The 21,650-nt window shown below is 42.7% G+C and carries 18 protein-coding genes; 11 read left to right on the top strand and 7 right to left on the bottom strand.

Annotated features, from left to right (window positions below; translation table 11 throughout):
* Positions 1-46 precede the first annotated feature (46 nt).
* From DVG78_RS07185 to DVG78_RS07160, 7 genes are all read left to right on the top strand, one after another.
* Complete coding sequence (locus DVG78_RS07185; protein WP_114460427.1) at positions 47-961, top strand: helix-turn-helix domain-containing protein; 915 nt, start codon at positions 47-49, stop codon at positions 959-961.
* A gap of 136 nt (positions 962-1,097) precedes the next feature.
* Positions 1,098-2,531, top strand: coding sequence for a carboxylesterase family protein (locus tag DVG78_RS07180; protein WP_114460426.1), 1,434 nt, complete (start codon positions 1,098-1,100; stop codon positions 2,529-2,531).
* Between the two features lie 22 nt (positions 2,532-2,553).
* Positions 2,554-2,910, top strand: a complete 357-nt coding sequence (locus tag DVG78_RS30200) for an MmcQ/YjbR family DNA-binding protein (protein WP_199563215.1) — start codon at positions 2,554-2,556, stop codon at positions 2,908-2,910.
* A 9-nt stretch (positions 2,911-2,919) separates the two neighbouring features.
* On the top strand, positions 2,920-3,660 hold the full coding sequence (locus DVG78_RS07175) for a DUF5131 family protein (protein WP_199563214.1): 741 nt from the start codon (positions 2,920-2,922) through the stop codon (positions 3,658-3,660).
* Between the two features lie 849 nt (positions 3,661-4,509).
* Positions 4,510-5,283 (top strand): YHYH protein, encoded by a 774-nt coding sequence (locus tag DVG78_RS07170; protein WP_114460617.1) that lies wholly within the window; start codon positions 4,510-4,512, stop codon positions 5,281-5,283.
* A 24-nt stretch (positions 5,284-5,307) separates the two neighbouring features.
* Positions 5,308-5,880, top strand: a complete 573-nt coding sequence (locus DVG78_RS07165; RefSeq protein WP_229598158.1) for a toxin-antitoxin system YwqK family antitoxin — start codon at positions 5,308-5,310, stop codon at positions 5,878-5,880.
* Positions 5,849-6,496, top strand: coding sequence for an SCO family protein (locus DVG78_RS07160; protein WP_114460424.1), 648 nt, complete (start codon positions 5,849-5,851; stop codon positions 6,494-6,496). Before DVG78_RS07165 ends, DVG78_RS07160 begins: the two co-directional genes overlap by 32 nt.
* Before the next feature lie 250 nt (positions 6,497-6,746).
* Here the strand turns inward: DVG78_RS07160 and DVG78_RS07155 are convergent, their stop codons facing one another.
* From DVG78_RS07155 to DVG78_RS07140, 4 genes are all read right to left on the bottom strand, one after another.
* Positions 6,747-7,337 (bottom strand): MiaE family protein, encoded by a 591-nt coding sequence (locus DVG78_RS07155; protein ID WP_114460423.1) that lies wholly within the window; start codon positions 7,335-7,337, stop codon positions 6,747-6,749.
* Between the two features lie 108 nt (positions 7,338-7,445).
* On the bottom strand, positions 7,446-8,396 hold the full coding sequence (locus tag DVG78_RS07150) for a threonine ammonia-lyase (protein WP_114460616.1): 951 nt from the start codon (positions 8,394-8,396) through the stop codon (positions 7,446-7,448).
* 187 nt (positions 8,397-8,583) lie between these two features.
* Positions 8,584-9,069, bottom strand: a complete 486-nt coding sequence (locus DVG78_RS07145; RefSeq protein ID WP_114460422.1) for a hypothetical protein — start codon at positions 9,067-9,069, stop codon at positions 8,584-8,586.
* A 183-nt stretch (positions 9,070-9,252) separates the two neighbouring features.
* On the bottom strand, positions 9,253-11,100 hold the full coding sequence (locus DVG78_RS07140; RefSeq protein WP_114460421.1) for a tetratricopeptide repeat-containing sensor histidine kinase: 1,848 nt from the start codon (positions 11,098-11,100) through the stop codon (positions 9,253-9,255).
* 346 nt (positions 11,101-11,446) lie between these two features.
* Here DVG78_RS07140 and DVG78_RS07135 point away from each other — a divergent pair, with 346 nt between their 5' ends.
* A complete protein-coding gene (locus DVG78_RS07135; RefSeq protein WP_114460420.1) occupies positions 11,447-11,860 on the top strand; it encodes a transposase family protein in 414 nt (137 codons plus the stop codon).
* 60 nt (positions 11,861-11,920) lie between these two features.
* Here the strand turns inward: DVG78_RS07135 and DVG78_RS07130 are convergent, their stop codons facing one another.
* Entirely contained in the window at positions 11,921-12,637 is a 717-nt protein-coding gene (locus DVG78_RS07130) for a LytR/AlgR family response regulator transcription factor (protein WP_114460419.1), read from the bottom strand.
* Between the two features lie 454 nt (positions 12,638-13,091).
* On the opposite strand from DVG78_RS07130, the gene DVG78_RS07125 reads away from it, so the two are divergent.
* The 3 genes from DVG78_RS07125 (at position 13,092) to DVG78_RS07115 (ending at position 16,119) form a co-directional block, all read left to right on the top strand.
* On the top strand, positions 13,092-13,592 hold the full coding sequence (locus tag DVG78_RS07125; protein ID WP_114460418.1) for an ATP-binding protein: 501 nt from the start codon (positions 13,092-13,094) through the stop codon (positions 13,590-13,592).
* A 91-nt stretch (positions 13,593-13,683) separates the two neighbouring features.
* Positions 13,684-14,592, top strand: coding sequence for an SMP-30/gluconolactonase/LRE family protein (locus DVG78_RS07120; protein WP_114460417.1), 909 nt, complete (start codon positions 13,684-13,686; stop codon positions 14,590-14,592).
* A 159-nt stretch (positions 14,593-14,751) separates the two neighbouring features.
* Positions 14,752-16,119: a Gfo/Idh/MocA family protein gene (locus DVG78_RS07115; protein WP_114460416.1), complete on the top strand. Its 1,368-nt coding sequence runs from the start codon at positions 14,752-14,754 to the stop codon at positions 16,117-16,119.
* A 53-nt stretch (positions 16,120-16,172) separates the two neighbouring features.
* Here DVG78_RS07115 and DVG78_RS07110 read toward each other — a convergent pair whose 3' ends face one another.
* The gene (locus DVG78_RS07110) at positions 16,173-20,549 is read right to left on the bottom strand and encodes a PAS domain S-box protein (protein ID WP_114460415.1); all 4,377 of its coding nucleotides are present in this window, start codon (positions 20,547-20,549) and stop codon (positions 16,173-16,175) included.
* A 507-nt stretch (positions 20,550-21,056) separates the two neighbouring features.
* Complete coding sequence (locus DVG78_RS07105; RefSeq protein ID WP_114460414.1) at positions 21,057-21,314, bottom strand: hypothetical protein; 258 nt, start codon at positions 21,312-21,314, stop codon at positions 21,057-21,059.
* Between the last annotated feature and the right edge of the window lie 336 nt (positions 21,315-21,650).

The raw sequence follows: 21,650 nt of genomic DNA, 5'->3' as shown, positions 1-21,650 counted from the left end.
GCGGATAAACAACCATTTATCCGCTGCTTGTTTTTAATTTTATACAATGAAAAACAAAAATACTTATTTTCTAAATTCTATTTCAGAACTGCATCAATTTCTGAATATTAAAAAACCAACTCACCCTTTGGTAAGTGTTGTAAATCTTGATGAGATTGCTGTAAATATTTGCGAAGAAATGAATACAATTGTTTATAATTTCTACACCATTTATTTGAAAAATAATTTTGATGGAAAAGTGAAATATGGGCAACAGTATTATGATTATGACGATGGAATAATGACGTTTTTTGCACCAAAACAAATGTTTTCGATAGAAGAAAATAGTACGACAAAAGTAGAAGGCTGGATGCTTGTTTTTCATCCCGATTTTATTCAAAGCTATTCTTTGGCAAAACGGATTAAAGAATATGGGTTTTTCTCTTATGCCAACAACGAAGCGTTGCATCTTTCAGATAAAGAAGAAACTATAATCAATGGATTAATGCAAAATCTGCGACAGGAAATTGAGGCAATGATAGACAACTTTACGCAAGATGTAGTTGTTTCTCATATAGATTTATTGCTGAATTATTGCAATCGTTTCTACAACCGTCAATTCATCACAAGAAAGAAAGCATCAAACGATTTGTTTTTAAAATTTGAAGATTTACTGAATGCCTATTATCAAAATGATGATTTAAGTATATCAGGATTACCCACCGTACAATATTTTGCTGAAAAATTATTTGTATCAGCTCACTATCTAAATGATATGCTGAAAAATTTGACAGGACAAACTACGCAACAACATATTCAAAATCAGCTTCTGGAAAAAGCCAAAGAACTTTTAGCAACAACAGAATTATCCGTAAGCGAAATTGCTTATCAGTTAGGTTTTGAATATCCGCAATCATTCAGCAAAGTGTTTAAAAACAAAATGAGCCAGACACCATTGGAGTTTAGACATTCTTTTAACTGATCACAGTGACAGACATTGGATATACAAGGGCAGTCACCAACAAAACAGCGTAAATAAAGTGAAATTAAAATAACAGATAGCCCATTGAACAATAGAATTAAACGGTGCGAATAAAGTTACCCCAAAAAAAAATATCATGAATATAAATAAAACTACCACATCTCAAACTGTTCGCTCTTGGCTGGGTATTCCTTACGCCACTTCAGAACGTTTTCGCAGTCCTGTTTTGTTACCGTATAATCCAAATTTACCTTACGACAAAAAAGGAGCTGCACCGCTACAATCTGGTAATGCCGATTGGCTCGAAGCCGATAATGGTTTAAGTGAAGATTGCCTAAACCTCAATATCTGGGCACCTGAAAACATCGACAATAAACCTTTGCCTGTAGTTGTCTATATCTTTGGCGGTGGCTGGACAAACGGAGCAAACACACAGACCGTGTCAAATGCTTCTGGTCTCGCTGCTACAGGTCGTGTGATTGGAGTTTCTATTAACTATCGATTAGGCGTTTTCGGAGCACTTTCTCTCTCTCAATATGGAGGAAAACTCTCGGAGGCTACAAACCTTTGTCTGCAAGATATGATTACGGCGCTCAAATGGGTGCAAAAAAATATCTCCCAGTTCGGTGGAGACCCTAATAATGTTACTATTACTGGGCACAGCGCTGGTGCCTTCTCTGCACTCGCTCTACTTGCAGCACCATCAGCCGATGGATTATTTCATCGTATCGCAGCATTTTCTGGTATGCCATCACGACAGGTTCCTGCTTGGGGTGCTGAAGAGAGAGCCTTGGCCGTCCTTACCGCACTTGGCATTCAAGACGACCCTGAACAAATACTGCATTTAGATGCAAATCTCCTTGTTGAGACTATGAGTAAGCTATTGTTTACAGATCCTGGAGCTATGCACGGCATCGACAATGATGCTGTAGCTACCATTGATGACAGGAATCAACCAAATGGAGTTCTTATCGACCATCCAATGCGAATCCTTGAGTCTGGACGACATAAAGACATCGATATTCTTTTTAGCAGTACCACCTACGAAACGGGATGGTGGGTTCTTCACAATACCAAGAATTTTGACCCTGGGAGCATCGACAACCTAGTCAAGGAATTCGCCAACCGCAACCGAATTCCACGCAGCCGTGTCAAAAAAATTATCGATTCGTACAACGTTGATGAACGTACCCCAGTTGAGATTCGTGGTTTGTTGCTGACCGATTTTTCGTTTACACTACCACAAACACGTGGTGCTATTGCACACGCTAATGCTGGAGGTAAATCTTATTTGCTCTGTGTTGGACCAGTAGAAGGAGTTCCCGCCGTTCACGGAACAGAAATGTACGGCATCGTAGGTCAGCAAAGCCCAAACGCAAGCGAAGAGCAGATTGTTCGTGATAATTTTGTTCGTGATGCCCTTATTAATTTAGCAACAGGCAACCGCGACCAACTATGGAAACCAGTAACAACTGAACTCAATGTAAAAGGCATTGGAAATCCTCCTTATGACCCAACAAATCACGCCCTGGATGTTTTGAAAATTTTTGAAGGGATTGAACGACCTTAAAATAAACCAATTAATAAAAAAAATGATGGACATTGAAGCCTTACAAAAATACTGTTTATCTTTTCCCGATACACACGAAGGAATGCCTTTTGCTGGATTTTTCAAAAATTCGAGAGCTATCTTGGTATTTTATGTAGGCAAAAAAATGTTTTGCTTCTTTGATATTGATAGATTTGATTATTGCACCTTAAAATGTGATCCTGAAAAGATTGAAGAGCTCAGCGACCAAGAAGGTTTTGAAAGACCTTTTAATTTGAGTTGGAAGCACTGGATTAATGTTGAATTAAAGGGCAAAATTTCCGAAGAAATGATAAAAGATTTGGTTGAAAACTCGTATAAATTGGTGGCAGCAAGTTTACCAAAAAAAAAATTAAACTAAGAAATTGCGATGTCGGTTATCTGGAATTTATGGCACGGTTGCATCAAAATCAGCGAAGGTTGCAAAAACTGTTATGTTTTTCGGCGAGATGCGTTGTATGGTATCGATAGCAAAAAGGTGTATAAAACCCAGAATTTTAATTTACCCTTAAAAAGAAAACGAGACGGAACTTACAAAATACCCGCAGGAGAAAACGTTTGGACTTGCTTTACCTCCGATTTTTTTATAGAAGAAGCAGATGATTGGCGTGAGGATGCGTGGAAAATGATAAAACATCGCATAGACCTCACCTTTACAATGGCAACAAAACGAATTGACCGAGTAATGCGTTGCTTGCCAGAAGATTGGGGTTCGGGTTATGATAATGTAAAAATTTTGTGTTCGGTAGAAAACCAAAAACAGGCAGAACTACGGCTTCCAGTTTTTAAAGAGCTTCCTTTTAAACATAAATCGATTATTTGCGAACCACTTTTGGGTGCTATAAATCTAACAGAATTGCTAAAAGGCGATTGGATTAATGCGGTAATTGTAGGTGGAGAATCGGGCGAAAATGCCCGAGTTTGTAATTATGATTGGGTGTTGGAAATTAGAAATGCCTGCATTGAGAACGATGTTTCTTTCTTTTTTAAACAAACGGGAGCCTTGTTTGTAAAAGATGGAAAAAGCCACAAAATTGAGCGAAAACTTCAATCCAGTCAGGCTCGAAAAGCGGGGATAAATTTTGATTCAAAAACAAAAAAACAAACGTGAACATAGAAAAGCCAGCTGCTAATAAGGGGCTTGCTTCAGGCAGGGCTGAAGGTATTCTATTGAACTTTGGTATTTCTATTGAAGTTCGGTGCTAAAATCCCCGCCCATCGCCAAGCCGTTCAACTTTATAAAGACTTCTAAATTCTTAACTCCCTACGCCGATAAGCCTTTTGGCAATTGTGAGAACAAAAGGCAGTATCTACCCTACGGGCTTCAAAGTTCACCTTGCAGTAAAGGCACTCTTTACGATAAAATAGTCCTATCTCCGTCACTTTTCCATAATGTTCGTAATGAACTTTATCCTTCTTGACGCTTACAAAATCGTAGTTGCGGTTGCTTTTCTTTTTTTATACAACATTACACCTACTGTAAATAATCACCTAAAAGCGGCCCAAACACCCCCACTCAGGGAAAACAAATGAGCAAATTTCATCGAAAAAAATGCCAGAGGATTGGTGCAAACAGGCCTAATCTTTTCTCAGCTAAATTTTTTTTATAAATTTTGTGACCTAAACATACTTTTTGAGTCGCGCAAAAAACGGAGCGAAAATTGCCCCCTCCACTACCTTTATCCCGTGGGTTCCAACAAGGGCAAATCCATTCGAGAACTGCCTACTGAGCTAATTACATCCGCAAAAAATACATTTAAAGTAACATTTCGACAGATGATTGCGGCCATTACATCCTCTTTTACAATTAATTAATTCACTTATTTTCAAATAATTACATAACAATTCATTTGAGTTCTTGCGCTAATTTCCAACGAGCGTCCATAAAATCACGTCATCGTTTGATTAAACTAAAATGCATTTTTAGCGTCTAAAAAAAACAACCTAAATTCCGATCATGATGTCACAAAAAAAATTGAGAATCAACAAATTAGCTTTTGCCGTAATATTTGCAGCAAGCATCACCAGTTGCAATAAAGAAGATGACGTCATCACAAACACCAACACCGCTGCCGTACCTGCGGTGTACAGTAAAATTTACGGGGCAACCAGTGTTACCAATGATGGCACCTACATTACCATAAAAACCAATGGCGTGCCCGATCATAAAAGCACCTATTACCCCGCCACAAACGCTTTGTTTGAAGCCTACTCCGGAACAACTTTTGGCGGCAATACCTTCGTAAAAAACCCCAACACCATTGCTACGCAGACCTTTACCTTTAAAATCCCCGTCAATCCCACCGTGGCCGCCAATCATGCCGCTACGCCATTGGGAGCCATTGGGGTAGCATTGAACGGAGTGGCATTGTACAACCAATATGCGGGCCCCAACAACCAACCCCTCACTTCGGAGATTGCCAGTTTTGATAAATACCACGGACATCCAACCGGCACCAGCCAATACCATTATCACGTTGAACCTCTGTACTTAACAACCGTAAAATCTACCAAATCAGGCTTAATGGGCTTTTTGTTGGACGGCTTTCCGGTGTATGGCCCTCAGGAAGAAAACGGCACAACGGTTGTTAGCAGCAGTTTAGACGTTTATCACGGCCATACTCACCCTACCATCGACTTCCCCAATGGTATTTATCATTACCATTTTACCGCCGATGCACCTTATCTGAACGGAAACGGTTATTATGGAACGCCCGGAACGGTTAGCCAATAAATGAGAAATTACGGTCTATTATCAATGCTTCTTTTGGTTTGTTCCTGTTTATCAAACAACCCAAAAGAAGCCTCTCTGCTCGAATCTGCCGTCCCAAAAACCTACGTTTTAAGTTCGTCAGAAGGCATTCAAACAAGAAACGATGTGGTGTATCTGAATGCACAAAAGTACTCGGGTTTTCTGTATGAATTTTATCCCAATACCCAAGATACACTCTTTATAAATGGCTACCTGAATGGGTTATTGCATGGGGTTTGTAAAAAATGGTACGCCAAAAAACAAATCATGGAAGAGCGTATCTATCGCCAAGGAGCAAAGCACGGAAAGCAGGTAGCTTATTGGGAAAATGGGAATAAAAAATTTGAATTTATCGCCCAAAACGACGCTTACGAAGGCGAATTGAAAGAATGGACTTTTGACAATAAATTGATTCATTTGGCGCATTTCAAAAATGGTCAGGAAGAAGGCACTCAAAAATCATGGTATGACAACGGAAAAATACGGGCCAATTATGTGATTATCAATGGGCGTAGGTATGGCTTATTAGGAACCAAAAATTGCAAAAATGTATCAGATAGTATTTTTGTTGTTAAGTAGCTTTTTGTTTTTTAGCTGTACAGATAAAAAAACAAAATCAATTGCCTTACCGTATTATAACGAACCCGATTTTACGCCGCTGTTTATGGACAACAAATCGGAAGTTGATGAGAAAATCACGCATCAAATAAATGATTTTTCATTTTTGAATCAAGACAGCATTTTCATTTCCCAAAAAGAAATAGAAAATAAAATCCACGTGGCCAATTTTATTTTTACTTCCTGCGGCAGTATTTGTCCTACGATGACAAAAAATATGAAAACGGTAAGTGATAGCTTAAAAAACGACAAAGACCTTGTGTTTTTATCATTCTCAGTCACGCCATGGATAGACAAACCCTTTATCCTGAAAAAGTACAAAACTACCAACAACATTACAAATCAGAATTGGCACTTCCTGACGGGGACAAAAGGCAGTATTTATCAATTAGCTCGGCAATCCTACTTTGCCGAGGAAGATATAGGTTACAGTAAAGACAGTACTGAATTTTTGCACACCGAGCATTTTGTTTTGGTCGATAAAACCAAACGAATACGCGGTATTTACAACGGCACCTTAACGCTAGAAATGCAACAATTGATTGAGGATATAAAAACCCTCAACGAAGAAAAATAATACCTCTGCTTGCACATATCGCGTCACGTGTCCGCTACCGATACCCCAGTGTCCGTATACGGACAAAAACACTTTTACATTTTACTGATAATCAACAACTTACCCCACTGGCACTAAGTTTGAAGCTATTTGTTTATCTCCTATAGACAGCCATAGAGAAATTAAATAGTAGTTTAGGTTAAGAAAACAGAAAGCACCCGAGTCCTACTTGGGTGCTTTTTTATGGGGTATAATTCTCTAAAATCCTTTCTCAGTGCATTCGGTCGCCGCGTAAGTCTAGGGTTTTCATGATGTGGGCTTCGGCAAGGAGGAGTTCTTTCCAACGGGCACGTACTTTTTCGGCGGGCAGGTATTCTTCGGCGAGTTCGATAAAATTGCGATAGTGTCCTGCTTCCGAGACCATCAGCTCGTGGTAAAATGTCCGCAAACTTTCGTCGGCTATGTGCTGAGAAAGGAGTTTAAAACGCTCGCAGCTACGGGCTTCAATCAGCGCACACACCAGCAGGCGGTCGAGAAATACCTCGTCGCGGTCGCCTTTTTTCTTTACAATTTCTTGCAATCGGTTTACGTATTCGTCTTTCCGGGCGCGTCCGAGTTTATACCCGCGTTTATGAAGTTCTTTGAGCACCATTCTAAAATGCGCCCATTCTTCGGCCACCACGGGCGTCATCACTTCAACAAGTTTTTCTTTTTCGGGAAAATGCACAATCATCGAAATACAGGCCGACGCGGCTTTTTGCTCACAGTACGCATGGTCTACCAAGATTTGTTCCAGCTGCATTTCCGCAATATTGACCCAACGCGGGTCGGTGGGAAGTTCGAGTCCGAGCGTGGTTATCATTTAACAGTTAACAGTTATCATACAACATTTATCAGTGTTCGGTCTCTGTGGCTCTCTGTTTCTCTGTGGTTTATTTATTAACCACAGAGAAACAGAGAGCCACAGAGGTTAGTTGCTACCAAAGGGCAGTTTACCTAAGTCGACATTGCCACCCGTGAGGATGATGCCTACTTTTTTGCCTTCAAAACGCTCTTTGTTGCGGAGCAAGGCCGCAAAAGGCACCGCACAAGAAGGTTCGATGATTATTTTCATGCGTTCCCAAATCAGGCGCATAGCGGCAATGATTTCGGGGTCGCTTACGAGCAAAATATCTCTGACGTGCAGCCGGATAATTTCCAAGGTTTTATCGCCCAAATTCGTCAGCAGGCCGTCGGCAATGGTATCAATGTAAGGCGCTTTCTCGATGTTTCCCGTCTTAAAAGAAAGCACGGCATCGGCCGCTCCCTCTGGCTCGCCAGCGATGATTTCGGTTTTAGGCGCAAGATAATGCGCGGCTAGTGCGGTTCCGCTCAACAAACCTCCTCCGCCTACGGGCGCCATAATCACGTCAAAAGGGCCGTGGTCTTCGATAAGCTCTTTGGTAGCGGTGGCTTGACCAGCAATAACCCGATAATCATTGAATGGATGAATCATAGTAGCCCCGTGCTCGGCAATGACCCGCTCTACGGTGCTTTCGCGGGCTTCAAGCGTAGGCTCACACTCAATCACTTCGGCTCCGTAGCCGCGTACGGCATCTTTTTTCACCTGAGGCGCCGTGCGGGGCATCACAATGTAGGCTTTGGTCCCGACCAACCCCGCCGCGTAGGCAATGGCCTGGGCGTGGTTGCCCGAAGAGTGGGTGGTGACTCCGTTTTTAAGTTCTTCGGGTGTCAGCGACAACACGGCATTGACCCCGCCCCGGGCTTTAAATGCCCCAATTTTTTGAAAATTTTCACACTTAAAATATAAATCAGCCCCACTGACACGGTTCAACGTTTGGCAGGTCAGCGTGGGCGTATGATGAATGTAGGGCCGAATGCGGTCATGAGCCGCCGTGATAATGGATAGAGTTGGAATCATCTTGCTGAGTTTTGGAAGCGAATATGGTACAAAATGTCGAATTTCGACAAAACAACTCATTTTTTTTCCATCCTCGCCCCTGAGCAAACATACGTAAGCCGCGCCCCCAGAAGGGCCCGAACTAAAATCCAGTTTGGGCACCTCGCAGGGCACGGCCTACTTCCTACACTCCAATTACAAACGGGCGCTAGGCCGCTTTCCAGGTCATCACTATTTTCACGGGTTCTCCATCCTCTTCTTCTTCAATCTCCACTTTCAACAATTTTGATGAAGCCTCCACCACTTTCCACTCCGAGATGTCATTTTTATCGTCGCCATCTACGATACGGAGCATTTTGGTTTGTTCATCATACGTCCATGCACTTGGATTTCCTCCTGCAGGGTCATCGTCGTCGCAGCGCTTGGCGCCGCTTTCACCCCCAAGTATGCCCCCTTTTTCAAAAATAATGATGTTGTCTTTATCACAATCACGCAATAAAAACATCAAATCAGGGTCGAGTTTACCATCACCGTCAAAGTCCACGGCGGGATCCATGATGAAGGATGAAAGTATAAGACGTTTGCCGACAAAAGGCAATCCATTGGCTCCGGGCTCTACTTCGATGTCATTTTTTTTACACCCAGATACAGTCATCAGGAGGATGGCCATTGTGGCCACCACAAAAGAGTTCATTCGTTTCACAGCGTTTTGTTTTTTTATTTTTTAAAATGGTTGTAACTATAATCAACAAAGCCTAAACACGGCCCGTTGACACCACAAATATTGCCCCTGAGGAAGCGTATGACCAATTTAAAACCGACTGAAGTGTCATTTTGGGCAGCTGAACCGGCAAAAGAAGTACCGATAAACGCTAGGTTAGTGGCTAAACTCAAGCGTAAACATTGTTCCTTGAGTCAGCTCACTTGTTACCGATAATTTACCTTGGTTTGCCACCACGAGTTCTTTGACCAAAACCAGCCCTACGCCCGTTCCCTGTTCGCGGGCCGTACCTATTTGGGATGTTGTTTTGTTGAGGTGAAACAAATTTTGAAGCCGCTCTTCCGACATTCCCACGCCCGTATCTGCTATCATAAACTTGTGCATGTCTTTTTGTTTGGAATAACTGAGACTGATTTTACCGCCAGAATGGGTAAATTTGAGGGCATTTTGCAGCAAATTTCTGAAAATAACGGCGGCGTGGTTTCGGTCGACCATTATTTGGACGTTTGCAGAAATCTCGTTGACGATTTGAATATTTTTGGTTTGAGCCATTGGTAGCAACAACTCAATCTCTTCCTCAATGATGGAGGTAATCTCCACATTTTCCAGCTTGGGGCGAATCCCCCGCATTTGAGAGAAAGACCAATTCAACACATTATCGAGCATGGTGTGAACATTATTGAGCTGAACCGTCAGGTTTTTGGTCGAATCCGCAAATTCTGCCTGCGTCAATACCCCCCAATCGGTAAGCATCAGATAATTTTTGAGTCCTGCTACGGGCGACCGTAAATCATGCGACAAAATGGCAAAAAGTTTATCTTTTGTGGTGTTGAGTTCCGTTAGCTCCGTTTTTTGACGTTCGATGCGCTGGTTGTTTCGTTGCAAAACCACCACAAAACTAATCAGCAGTACCGCCACCACCGCCGCCGCCATGAGCACCCTCTGCTGTTCGCGTTTTTGTTGGGCCAGAAGGGTTATTTCTCTTTCTTTTTTTTCTAAATCATAGGCCGATTTCAGTTGAGTCATTTGGAGCTGACTGTCGCGGGTCTGTCTTTTCTGCGCCAACCACAACTGAATTTCCGTGAGTTCATTGCCCACCCGAAATGCCTTCTCAAAAGCCTTTTGCTCAGCGTACAAATCCTTTAAACTCCGAAAAATGAAATATAAATGAAAGGTATCTACCTTTGATTTTTGTTTTTCATACGCCAATACTTTCTCAAAAACAGCCTCGGCTTGGGTATATTTTTCGAGCTTAGTTTCGAGCCTTCCAAGGTCGTTCATGTACACAAAATACCCTTTGGTTTGTTTCAGCTTATCCTTATAGATGTAGAGTATTTTGGCAAATGACCGGGCTTCGGCCCGTTTGTTTTGTTTTTCGAGCATATCACAATAATCCAAACCACTCGAAAGCCAGCTGTCGATGTCGTGCTCCTTGCACACGTCCATGGCTTTTAATATAAACTTGGCCGCCTCTTCGTATTTTTCTTGCTTTTGGTATGCATTAGAAATAACCTCGTAGGTGTCCATAATAGTCCGCCAATCTTTCGACTTTTGGGCGTAGGCCACTGCTTCTTCAAAAAAATCATGAGGGTTTCCGATACCCTGATGCATGGCAATGACCCCTAGCAATTGATAGCTTTTGGCCAAATACACGTAATCTCTGTTATTTTGGGCAACAGCCACTGCCTTTTTTAGCCATTGCATGGCCAAATTCTCATCATGTTGATAATACAAATAACTAAACCCGAATCCGTACATAGCTCGCGCGGTGGCATATAAATCTTTACCCTGTTGGGCCAACGCGAGTGATTGGTTCAAAAAATAAAAAGCAGAGTCAAGATTCTGCTCCCCATAGTGCCGCCCCAATTCGTAAAATAATCGACTGCGACTGCTATCGGCATGGGCGGCAGCGGCTTGTTGTCGGAGCGCTGGAATCGAAACCTGCGCTTGGATAACCCCATAAAACAAACTCCATACCACAACAAAAACACAATTGCTTTTCATCAACGTTTTAAAAAATTAAGCGCCCTTATGATACCAACCTTGAATTGTACTCGAAAACCTGTGGCAATGACTTGATAATTGTTCGACTTAAACCCTCAAACACCTTCCATCTCAAGTACAATTTATGCCTTTTTAAATACAAAATAAACCCATTCGCCAACTTCAAGGTTTTGAATTTTAAATTAGGTTTTGGTATATCTAATTTTAAACAAAAAATATGGCTTTTTGTCCTTGAGCGAATACCTATACTTAACCAATCAAATAACATACTTGGGGGTCTCTAAGCTTTTACTTCCAAAACCGTTTTTACACTCAACACTTCATTAAAAATAAACGATTCATCTGTATGCCCAACCTTTCTCCATGGCGTTATAACCACTTACAAAACAATGAGTCGATGCTCCGCCGTCTTACTGGTTTAAACCGCCGCACGTTTGAAGCATTGCACCCATTTTTTGAAAACAGCCTGAATGACTATTTTAATGAATTTACGCTGGAAGGTACTCCCCGAAATCGCCGTCCGTTCGTTCATGAAAATGCCATCTTTGCCGATACCCGCGACTCTCTTCTTTTTATTTTGGCGTATGTAAACGGTAATGTGCGACAAGTTCAATTGGCCGAGTTTTTCGGCATTGACCAACCCAAAGTCAGCAAGTACATAAAAATCCTACGCCCCGTTCTGTTTCAAACCATTAAAACAAATCCCCAAGCCCTCTCAAAATACAAAAAGGAGCTCCTCTTTAACAAAATAAACAAATGACAAAAGCAGAGTTGTTTTTGGAAGAAAGAAATGACATTTTCTCAACCCTCACGGCTCGCTCTAACTGCTCCGACTGATCAAATACCCTTCAATATGCTTACGGTTGATTTGCATACGGTATTGGTCTCCGATGGGTATGAATTCCCCAGAGCTAAGCACAATATCATTTTTAGTAATACGCTGAATAGCACTCCGATTGACCAAATATGAACGATGAACCCTCAAAAATGCCTCACCTTTGAGTTGTTCTTCCATTTTGGTAATTGAAATAATCGGCAGGTAGTTTTTTTGTTTGGTCACGATTTGTAGAAAATTGTCCTGCGCTTTCATATAGAGCACGTCGTTGTAAGCAATCTGTTCATAATTTAGGTTTTCCCGCACGAAAAAATAAGGAGATACCATGGCCGTTTCGGGCAAAACAGCCAAGCGCTGCCGCACTTTTTCGATGCTTTGCAAAAAACGATCCATGTCAAGGGGCTTTAATAGAAAATCAATCGGTGATACATCGTAGCAATCCAAGGCGTAGTCACGGTGGGCGGTCACAAAAATAACACAGGGCGCGTAGCGGATACTTTTTATAAAATCCAGCCCCGACATTTCGGGCATTTCTATATCGCAAATCAATAAATCCACTTCTTTTTCGGCCATTTTGGCATAGCCTTCCATCACCGAACCACATACCCCTACCAGTTCAAGAAGAGGATTCATCTGCACAAATTTGCCCAAGATTTTTTGCCAATTGATGTCGTCATCAATAATTAACGTGTTTATTTTCATTGCTTACAAGAACGAATAAATACGAGACCGTTTGCTTTTCATTTACCATTATTAAGGATTCACATACCAAAAGGAGTCATTCATCCATTTTCTATTTTTGGGCTTTGTCAAACGCACCTCTGGTTGTATCTTTGCATATCCTTTAATAATCAAAAAATACCAGATAAGGATATACAAAACTAGCAAACGTCTGCAAAAAACAAACTTTACCTTACTCCTTTTTATAGCATTTTACCCTACTCTTTTTAAGCATTTTTATTATTTCATCGTTGTCCTAGATTCATTTCAGGGCACTATTTATTTAACCAAGATTTTTTGAGAATGTTCTATTGCCCAAATCAAAAAATGTATTTTTGATTTGGGCAACTTTGCTTTTTGAATAATATTGATTTCCTAAGAAGGCCCTCTGAAAAAAGCGCTCGCTGGTATGTAAAATCGGAAGTACCTTTGGGCTATGCGACACATCATTAACCTCATCGGGCCACCTGCGGCGGGAAAAAGCACTTTTATTCAGGAATTGAAACGGCTCCTTCCGTTTTATGAAGTACTGGCGATTGATGATTTTCGACAACAATTGAAGGCCACCACGCCCGAAGAAGAAAATACCGCGTGGAATCAACTTTGGATGGCCGCCCTAAAAGCCGACTACTGTATCCTCGAAAGCACTGGTACATCGCCCCAACTGAGCATGATGCTGGACCGCCTTTGGCGGGCACCAGGCACCAATATTCTGACGGTGGCGCTGCTGGCATCTCCCCGCACCTGCCACCAACGCGACACCCAACGTCTACGCGAAGGGTATCAACCTTTCCCCATACTTTCCGCACCTGTGGGCCAGCGCTGGAAACCCCTTTCTGAACTATCGGTTTCGATGAGTTTAGATGCCGATAAACTGCCTGCGGCCCAACTCGCCGCCTTACTGCGCGACCAACTACCGCCTGATTTCATTGATTAATTTCTTTTTTTCTTACAGAAGAGTATTTAAAGAAAGAAGTAGAAACGGGCACAAACAGCATTTATACTTGCGTTGTTTAACTCCCAATGCTATGAACCATTGTCACAAATCTTTCATTCTGTTTTCTGTTTTACTGATGCCTTTTTCATCCACCCATAGCCAATCAACCGACTCCCCCAAATTGGTGGCGGAAGGTGCCACAATTCAATTGGTTTCGGAGCAGTTCGCTTTTACCGAAGGGCCAGCGGTCGATAAAAAGGGTAACATTTTTTTTACGGACCAACCCAACGATAAAATCTGGAAATACGGCACCGACGGAAAATTATCCCTGTTTATGGAGAAAGCAGGTCGTTCCAATGGGCTTTTTATTGACAAAAAAGGGAACATTCTTTCCTGTGCCGACGCAAACAACCAGCTGTGGTCCATTAACCCGAAAGGAAAAATCACCGTGCTGCTGGATGGCCATCAAGGGCTAAAATTCAACGGCCCAAATGATTTATGGCTCGACGCAAAAGGCGGCATATACTTCACCGACCCATACTATCAACGCGACTACTGGACCCGTAAAAAACCCGAAATTGAAGGTCAAAAAGTATACTATTTGCCCAAAGGAAAAAAAGAAGCGGTGATTGTGGACGATGCGCTGGTGCAACCCAACGGAATCGTCGGAACGCCCGATGGTAAGTACCTCTACGTAGCCGACATACGGGCGAGCAAAACCTATAAATACCAAATCAACGACGATGGTACCCTCTCCAATCGCCAATTGCACTTATCTCAAGGCTCAGACGGAATCACCCTCGACAATCGTGGCAACCTCTACATCACCGGCAAAGGCGTGACCGTGTATGACCCCACCGGAAAGAAAATAGAAAGCATTGCCGTACCAGCAGGCTGGACGGCCAATGTTTGTTTTGGCGGCAAAAACCGTGATGTATTGTTTATTACCGCTTCTAAGGCCGTTTTCACACTCCAAATGCAGGTAAAAGGGGTTGAATAACTTTTCGTTTTTTGTCCAAAAAAACCTGACGAATCCACTAAAAAATAGTACCTGTGAAAATCATGGCGGATAAAAAAGTATTTGCCGCACGGAAGCCACTTTTAGAAGAGTAATACTACTAAACCGCGACGGCTGTCGCACGAAAACCTTTAATTTCTAATGGATAATTTTCACATCAACCGTCGACGTTTCTTACTCGGAACCTCTGCTTCTTTGGCCCTTACGGCAGTCAATGCTAAAGGAATGACGAACCTAAAATTGGCAAAAACCTACCGCGTAGCGTTGATTGGTACGGGCTGGTATGGCAAAAGCGATTTGTTTCGACTCATTCAGGTTGCCTCCGTCGATGTCATTGCGCTCTGCGACGTGGATAAAAATATGCTAGAAGCCGCTGGAAAACTCGTGAGCCAACGTCAGAAATCAGGAAAAGTACCCAAGCTGTATGGCGATTATAAGAAAATGCTGGCCGAAAATCAGTTGGACATTGTCCTCATCGGTACTCCTGACCACTGGCACGCCCTCCAAACCATCGACGCGCTGAAAGCAGGGGCGCACGTGTACGTACAAAAACCCATTAGCGTTGACGTAATGGAAGGGGAAGCCATGGTGGCGGCCGCCCGCAAGTACGGCAAAGTAGTACAAGTAGGAACGCAACGCAAAAGCACCCCTCACCTCATTGATGCCAAAAAGAACATTGTAGATGCTGGCCTTTTGGGCAAAATATCGCACGTTGAAATGTGCTGCTATTTTCACATGCGCAACAACGGTAATCCACCCACCGAAGCCGTGCCCGCGTTTTTGGATTATGAATCATGGACTGGCCCCGCCCCCATGCGACCTTACGACGGCCTGCCGCACATCCGTTGGTGGCGTACCTTCACCGAGTACGGCAACGGCATTACGGGCGATATGTGCGTCCACATGTTTGACACCGTTCGTTGGATGTTAAAACTAGGTTGGCCTACCAGAATATCCTCACAAGGAGGTATTTATGTGCAAAAAGAAGGCAAATCCAATATCTCGGATACGCAGTCGGCGGTCTTTGAATATCCCGAACTCAACTGTGTGTGGCAACACCGCACTTGGGGCACGCCCAACAACCCAGCCTATCCGTGGTCGTTTACGCTTTATGGTGACAAAGGTACCCTCTGGGCAAGCACCATGGCGTATGATTTTATTCCGCAAGGCAAAGGCGAAAAAATCCACAAAGATGTGGTATATGAAAAAGAAAAATACCCAGAAGACAACACCGAAGAGCGCATTGAGCTAAACGCCGCTCCCGCTACACGCCTACACATGCTTGATTTTATAGCGGCCATCGAAAACGGCGGCCGACCAGTAGCCGACATTGAAGAAGGGCATATTTCTACCGCAAGCTGTATTTTGGCCAACATTTCCATGAAAGTTGGACGCCCCGTGGTGTATGACCCCAAGAAACGCGAAATCGTGGGTGACCGGGAAGCCAACAGCCTCCTGATTCGGCCTTATCGTCAGCCGTACAAACACCCCGACCCAGCCAAAGTCTAGCCCAGCGGACGAGTCATAGTTTTGGAGTTACGCATGAAGGGTGGGGCCATGCCTCACCCTTCATGCGTAATCATAATATCCGTAATCAGTCGTTTGACCAGCAGAACCTCGTCTTGGGTTTGGAGCAACAACCTCGCCACCACCTTAGGATTAAATTCGGTCAGCAATTCTATTTCTCTAGCCAGCTCGGCCAATGCCAACGTCCCCGCCGTTACCGCAGTTCCGTACATTTTATGTCCGATTTTTTTGAGCCCAACGAGGTCTTTCTTCTCGGCTTCTTCAAGCAGTGCATTGCATGACTTCTCCAATTCACTGATTGTCAGACCCAAAAACTCGTCCAGTATTTCATTGTCATCTCCCACGTACGACTTTATGGTTTCAACATTGAAATGAATGCTGGTATCCTTTATAGAGCCTCCGCCTGCCTTTTTGCCTTTTTTGTGGATTCCTCCAGTCCATTTTTCAAACAAAACAATGATTGCTTCTTCAACAAAAGGTTTGGCCACAAAATCATCCATCCCTGCCTCCAGACACTTCTCTTTTTCGCCTTTCAGATTTCCTGCCGTCACGGCAATAATGGGAATATGGGCTTCTTGCTGCAACTCTCTGATTTTCTGCGTGGCTTCGTAGCCGTTCATTTCGGGCATTTGAACATCCATAAATACAATATCGGGCAAATCAGTTCGGCAGAAATTCAACGCTTCATTTCCGTTTACGGCTTCAATAATCACCGCATTGGGCGCGGCTCGCCGAATGATGGTCTTTGCCAGCAGCATATTGACGGGATTATCCTCGGCAATCAAGACCCGAATTACCTCTTTCTCTTGTACAGGCTCGGTTAGTGGAACAATCATCGACAGCACGGGCGCCGTTTCGGTTTTTCGATGTAAACGCGACAGGGTATCGTACATATCCTGCATCTTGATGGGTTTCACCAAGCGCTGATTCACCATCAGTTCTTCACAGCCTTTGATGATGGTGCCGTCGTCGGAGGAGCTATGTAAAAGAATCACGGGCTGCTCCTCAGGAAGTTTATTGAAACTATTTCTTATCTTCCGTATTGTTTCCAGCCCATCCATATAAGGCATATGATAATCCATCATGATTACATCAAACCTTTTGCCTTGGGCCAGCATCTGAAGCGCCTCAAAACCGTTTTGGGCTTCTTCAGAATTGATTTGTTTTAACAAAAGCATTTGCCTCAAAATCACCCGGTTATTGTCGTTGTCATCCACAATGAGGACATTTTTGACCAAGTCAAGATTTTCCCAGTTGATAGATTCACCAGGCTCCGTTTTGAGGGTTAAATCAAAATAAAATGTACAACCTTGGCCAGGCGCGCTTATCAACTGAAGTTGGCTACCCATCAATCCCAACAATTTATTGGAAATGGCCAATCCCAATCCAGTACCGCCGTATTTTTTAGTGGTAGAGGCATCTTCCTGCGAAAAAGCCTCAAATATTTTCTCTTGTTTTTCAGGCTTAATCCCAATACCCGTATCGCGCACCTCAAAACGAAGCGTTACCTGCTCTTGGGTTACATCGGTCAAGGGTTCAATTTTCAGCTCAACCTCTCCGTCTTTGGTAAATTTAACGGCGTTGCTCAGTAGATTCACCAGTACTTGTTTTAAGCGTACTTCGTCAACCCAAATAAAGCGGGGAAGGTCTAACGAAATGTTCAGCAACATCTCCAACCCTTTACTTTGGGCCTGATAGGTAATGATGTCGGCCGTTTGGCTACCGATTTCGAAGAGGTCGCATTTATCAATGTCGAGTTCCAGCTTTCCAGCCTCTATTTTTGAGAAATCAAGAATATCATTGATAATAGACAACAACGAGTTGGCTGATTGATTGACAATTGAAAGATACTGTTGCTGGGTTTCGTTGAGCGTCGTTTTGAGTAATAAATCGGTAAAACCAATGACACCATTAAGCGGCGTCCGGATTTCATGGCTCATATTGGCCAAAAATTCCGACTTAGCCACGCTTCCCTGCTCGGCTTGCCATTTGGCTTTTTTCAATTCCTCCCGTTGCAGGCATATCTCGGTAATGTCTTGGGTAAACATCATGATTCCACCCACCGAGCCGTCAAACTGATACCACGGCCGCACCTCCCAACGCAAAAACTGGTCGTGGTCCCATCCTTCGGGCCGCCATTGGTCTTCATCATTCTTTTCTACCGCACCCAAAAGGCAGCGGCGGTGGATCTCTTTCCACTCTTGTGATATATTTGAAAAAACCTCGTAGTGACTTAATCCGAGCACACTACGATCGTTTAGCTGATACTCTTCCATCCAACGGTTGCTAACGGCAATGTAGCGAATATCTCTATCAAACATGGCTACCGCTGCCGGAGCGTGCTCTACAAACGCAAGTAGTCGCGCTTTTTCGATAAACAGGTCTTGTTCGGTTTTTTTACGGTCGGTGATGTCAATAGCGACGCCCAGAAAACCAATGACAATACCCTCATTATCGCGGATAGGATGAACGACCAAAGAAACCTGAATTCGCGCACCATCTTTTTTGACATACGTCCATTCTCTTTGCTCAGAGCCGTCCAGTTCAGCTTTGTGGACAAACACCCTAAACCCTTCAATGGTCTGTCCGTACTCAAGGCTCAACTGTTCACCACGCCGCTGAACTTCTTCCAAATCATGGATGATGGACGGGTCTTGCTTACCAATAAGCTCTTCTGCCTTATAGCCTAGCATTCGTTCGGCACCGCTATTGAAAAGGGTAATCATTCCATCGGCATCCGTTGCAATAATACCCACCTGCAACGCCGACTGGAGTACATCGTTGAGGAGTTTTCGGGAACGGTTGGTTTCGACAAGGGCTTTTTTCTGAGCATCAATGTCCTGAAACGTTCCGAATATCCGTCGGCATTTTCCATTTTCAAAATCAGCATTCCCCAAAGTCCTGACCCAACGCTCATTACCATTTGCGGTCAAGATCTGCAATTCAAGGTCATAGGAAGCTCCTGTTTCAACCGCATTGGTAAAAGCTTCCATAATTTTAGCCCGATTCTTTCCTTCTTTATAGAAGTTGATTGCCATTGTTATATCAGGCTCAAAATCAGGGCTTACTTCATGAATTTCTTTGGTAACATCCGACCAAAACACTTTATTCTTTACCAAATCAAGCTCCCATCCACCCACTCGGGCTATTTGGTTGGTTTGTTCGAGCATTTCTTTGGTTTGTTTCAAATCTACTTCCAACTGATGCCTTTTGGTGATGTCAAGTGCGTTGCCAATCACATAATACTCGCCGTCTGAGCCTTTCTCACAAATATTATTAAATATCCATATTCTCAGCGAGCCGTTTTTGTCAAGCGTGTGCATCAATCCATTGGATTTCCCCTCCTTTGCGATGGTTTGCAGGTAATGCGTCAACGCTTCTTTGGCATTTTTGGGCACAATATCATACAGGCTCATGCTTTGGATTTCGGCTACTGTATAGCCCAAAATACCCGCACCCGCTTCATTGACCGAGATAAAATTACCTTTTAGATCATGGGTACACATCAACCCCTGCGAATTCTCAAAAAATGCCCTGAACCGGTCTTCACTAAGTTTGAGTTTCAGTTCTTTTTCTTTTTCCGCCGACACGTCTCGCGCGATGGCAAAAATACTACCAGTAGAATGCTCGGGCGTAGCGGCCCATTCCAAATGTTTGTAGCTCCCATCTTTGGTTCTGAAGCGATAGTTGAAACTGCCCGTCATTTGCCCTTGCATCAATTTAGCTAATTGTGCTTGTGCAGTTTCTACATCTTCGGGGTGAACAAATTCAAAAAAAGGCGTTTCTAACAGGTAGCTATCCTCCCAACCAAGCACTTGATGAAAAGCGGGGTTGACTCGTTTAAAATAGCCATCCGTTCCAGCTACGCAAATCAGGTCGTTTGAAGAGTTAAATAGTTTTTCAAAATGCGCCTGTTCTTCCCGGTTTCTTCGCTCCACAATCAATGAAATCGCAACCTCGGCCAACAATTGCAGAGAACGTTGCTGTTTCTCCGTAAGTTTTCCAGGGTGATCATCAATTACACAAAGCGACCCCAAAGCGTAACCATTGGGGTCTGTCAGTGGATATCCTGCATAAAAACGAATGTTGGGGTCAGAGGTTACCAACGAATTATCTTTAAAACGCTCATCGAGTGTTGCATCCTCCACCTCGAAAATCTCAGTACCCATGATAGCATACTGACAAAAAGCTAGACTTCTATCCGTTTCGGTTACGCCAAGGCCCGTCCTAGCCTTAAACCACTGCCGGTCTTCATCAATCAACGAAACGAGCGATATCGAAGTGCCGCATATCATAGAGGCCAACTCGGTGAGCCGGTCAAATTCAGCTTCGGGCAGGGTATCTAAGATTCGATAATTCTTGAGTGCTTTTAATCGTTCAATCTCGTTTAAGGGTACTGGTAAATTCTCCATTTATGGTTTTTGAGTTCTCGCAAGTTAGATTTCATCATCGAAAGTTGGGGGCACAACTGGACTGATTGACATTATTCTCTAAAATAATTTTAATTAAAAAAGAGCCAATCTAGGAATGATGGGAAGGCGCATTTTCAAATATACTGATTTCAATTCGTGATAGCAGGTGGCTAGACAAAAGTAGTGACAAGAAGATATATTTCTCATAAGTTTCCTGAAAATATTTATGTCGTGTTAATAACTAAATTTTGTTAGACAAACCCTATTGAAACCTACATTTGCCATAATCAACTCTGTAACAGCCATACCGCAAATCCTCAAAGAATGATTCACCTGCTGATAAAAAGATATTGTTTCGAGAGAGGTCTTTAAATCGGCTAAATCAAGGCCGATGATTCAGATAATACGCTATACTGGAGCGACGAAAATCGTTCCCAAAATGAAAAAACACACCCGATTATTTTTACTAAGGTCTTTTAGCACCTCCTTAGGTTTTACCTTATTAGTCTAAAACAAACAGCCTGCTAGAAACGCTTCTATCAATAATTTATGACTTTTATGACTCGCAAAGGCGTCTTTTTCCAATAAGCAATATACATTCTGAAAGGGGAGTTTTCCTTCTTCGATGTATTGGTGCGCAACGGGGTTTTGTTGGTTATCTTTTAGCACCCAAACGTCCTTACCAGATACGCTGCCACGATTTATAGCATGACTTCCGTATTTTAATAAATCGGTAATCGGTAGGCAAACAAATTCTTTTTTCATAACACGTTGAGATAATAGTAAATTTTTACTTAACAAGTAACGCACCAACAATAAGGCATAGTTAATGAACTAAAATTAATTCATTTTGTGCAATAATTTACTAAACAACCCAAATTAAAATTTGCAACTTTAAAAGAAAACAAATTGAACATCAAAAGCTTAGCTAAAATTGCATTTCAAAAATTCTATTATTCCACCGTACCTAACTATCCACAATACTATCAGTCTACTACTTTTAAGCATTTTATTCACAAGAATTTAAAAGCCAAAAAATAACAAGTGGTCTCTACGATACCATGCCCATTAATTTTACAACCACTTAAGCCATTTATTTTT

It is taken from the genome of Runella aurantiaca (genome assembly GCF_003339505.1).
GTDB classification, from domain to species: Bacteria; Bacteroidota; Bacteroidia; order Cytophagales; family Spirosomataceae; genus Runella; species Runella aurantiaca.
This window is presented reverse-complemented; position numbering and strand designations above follow the sequence as displayed.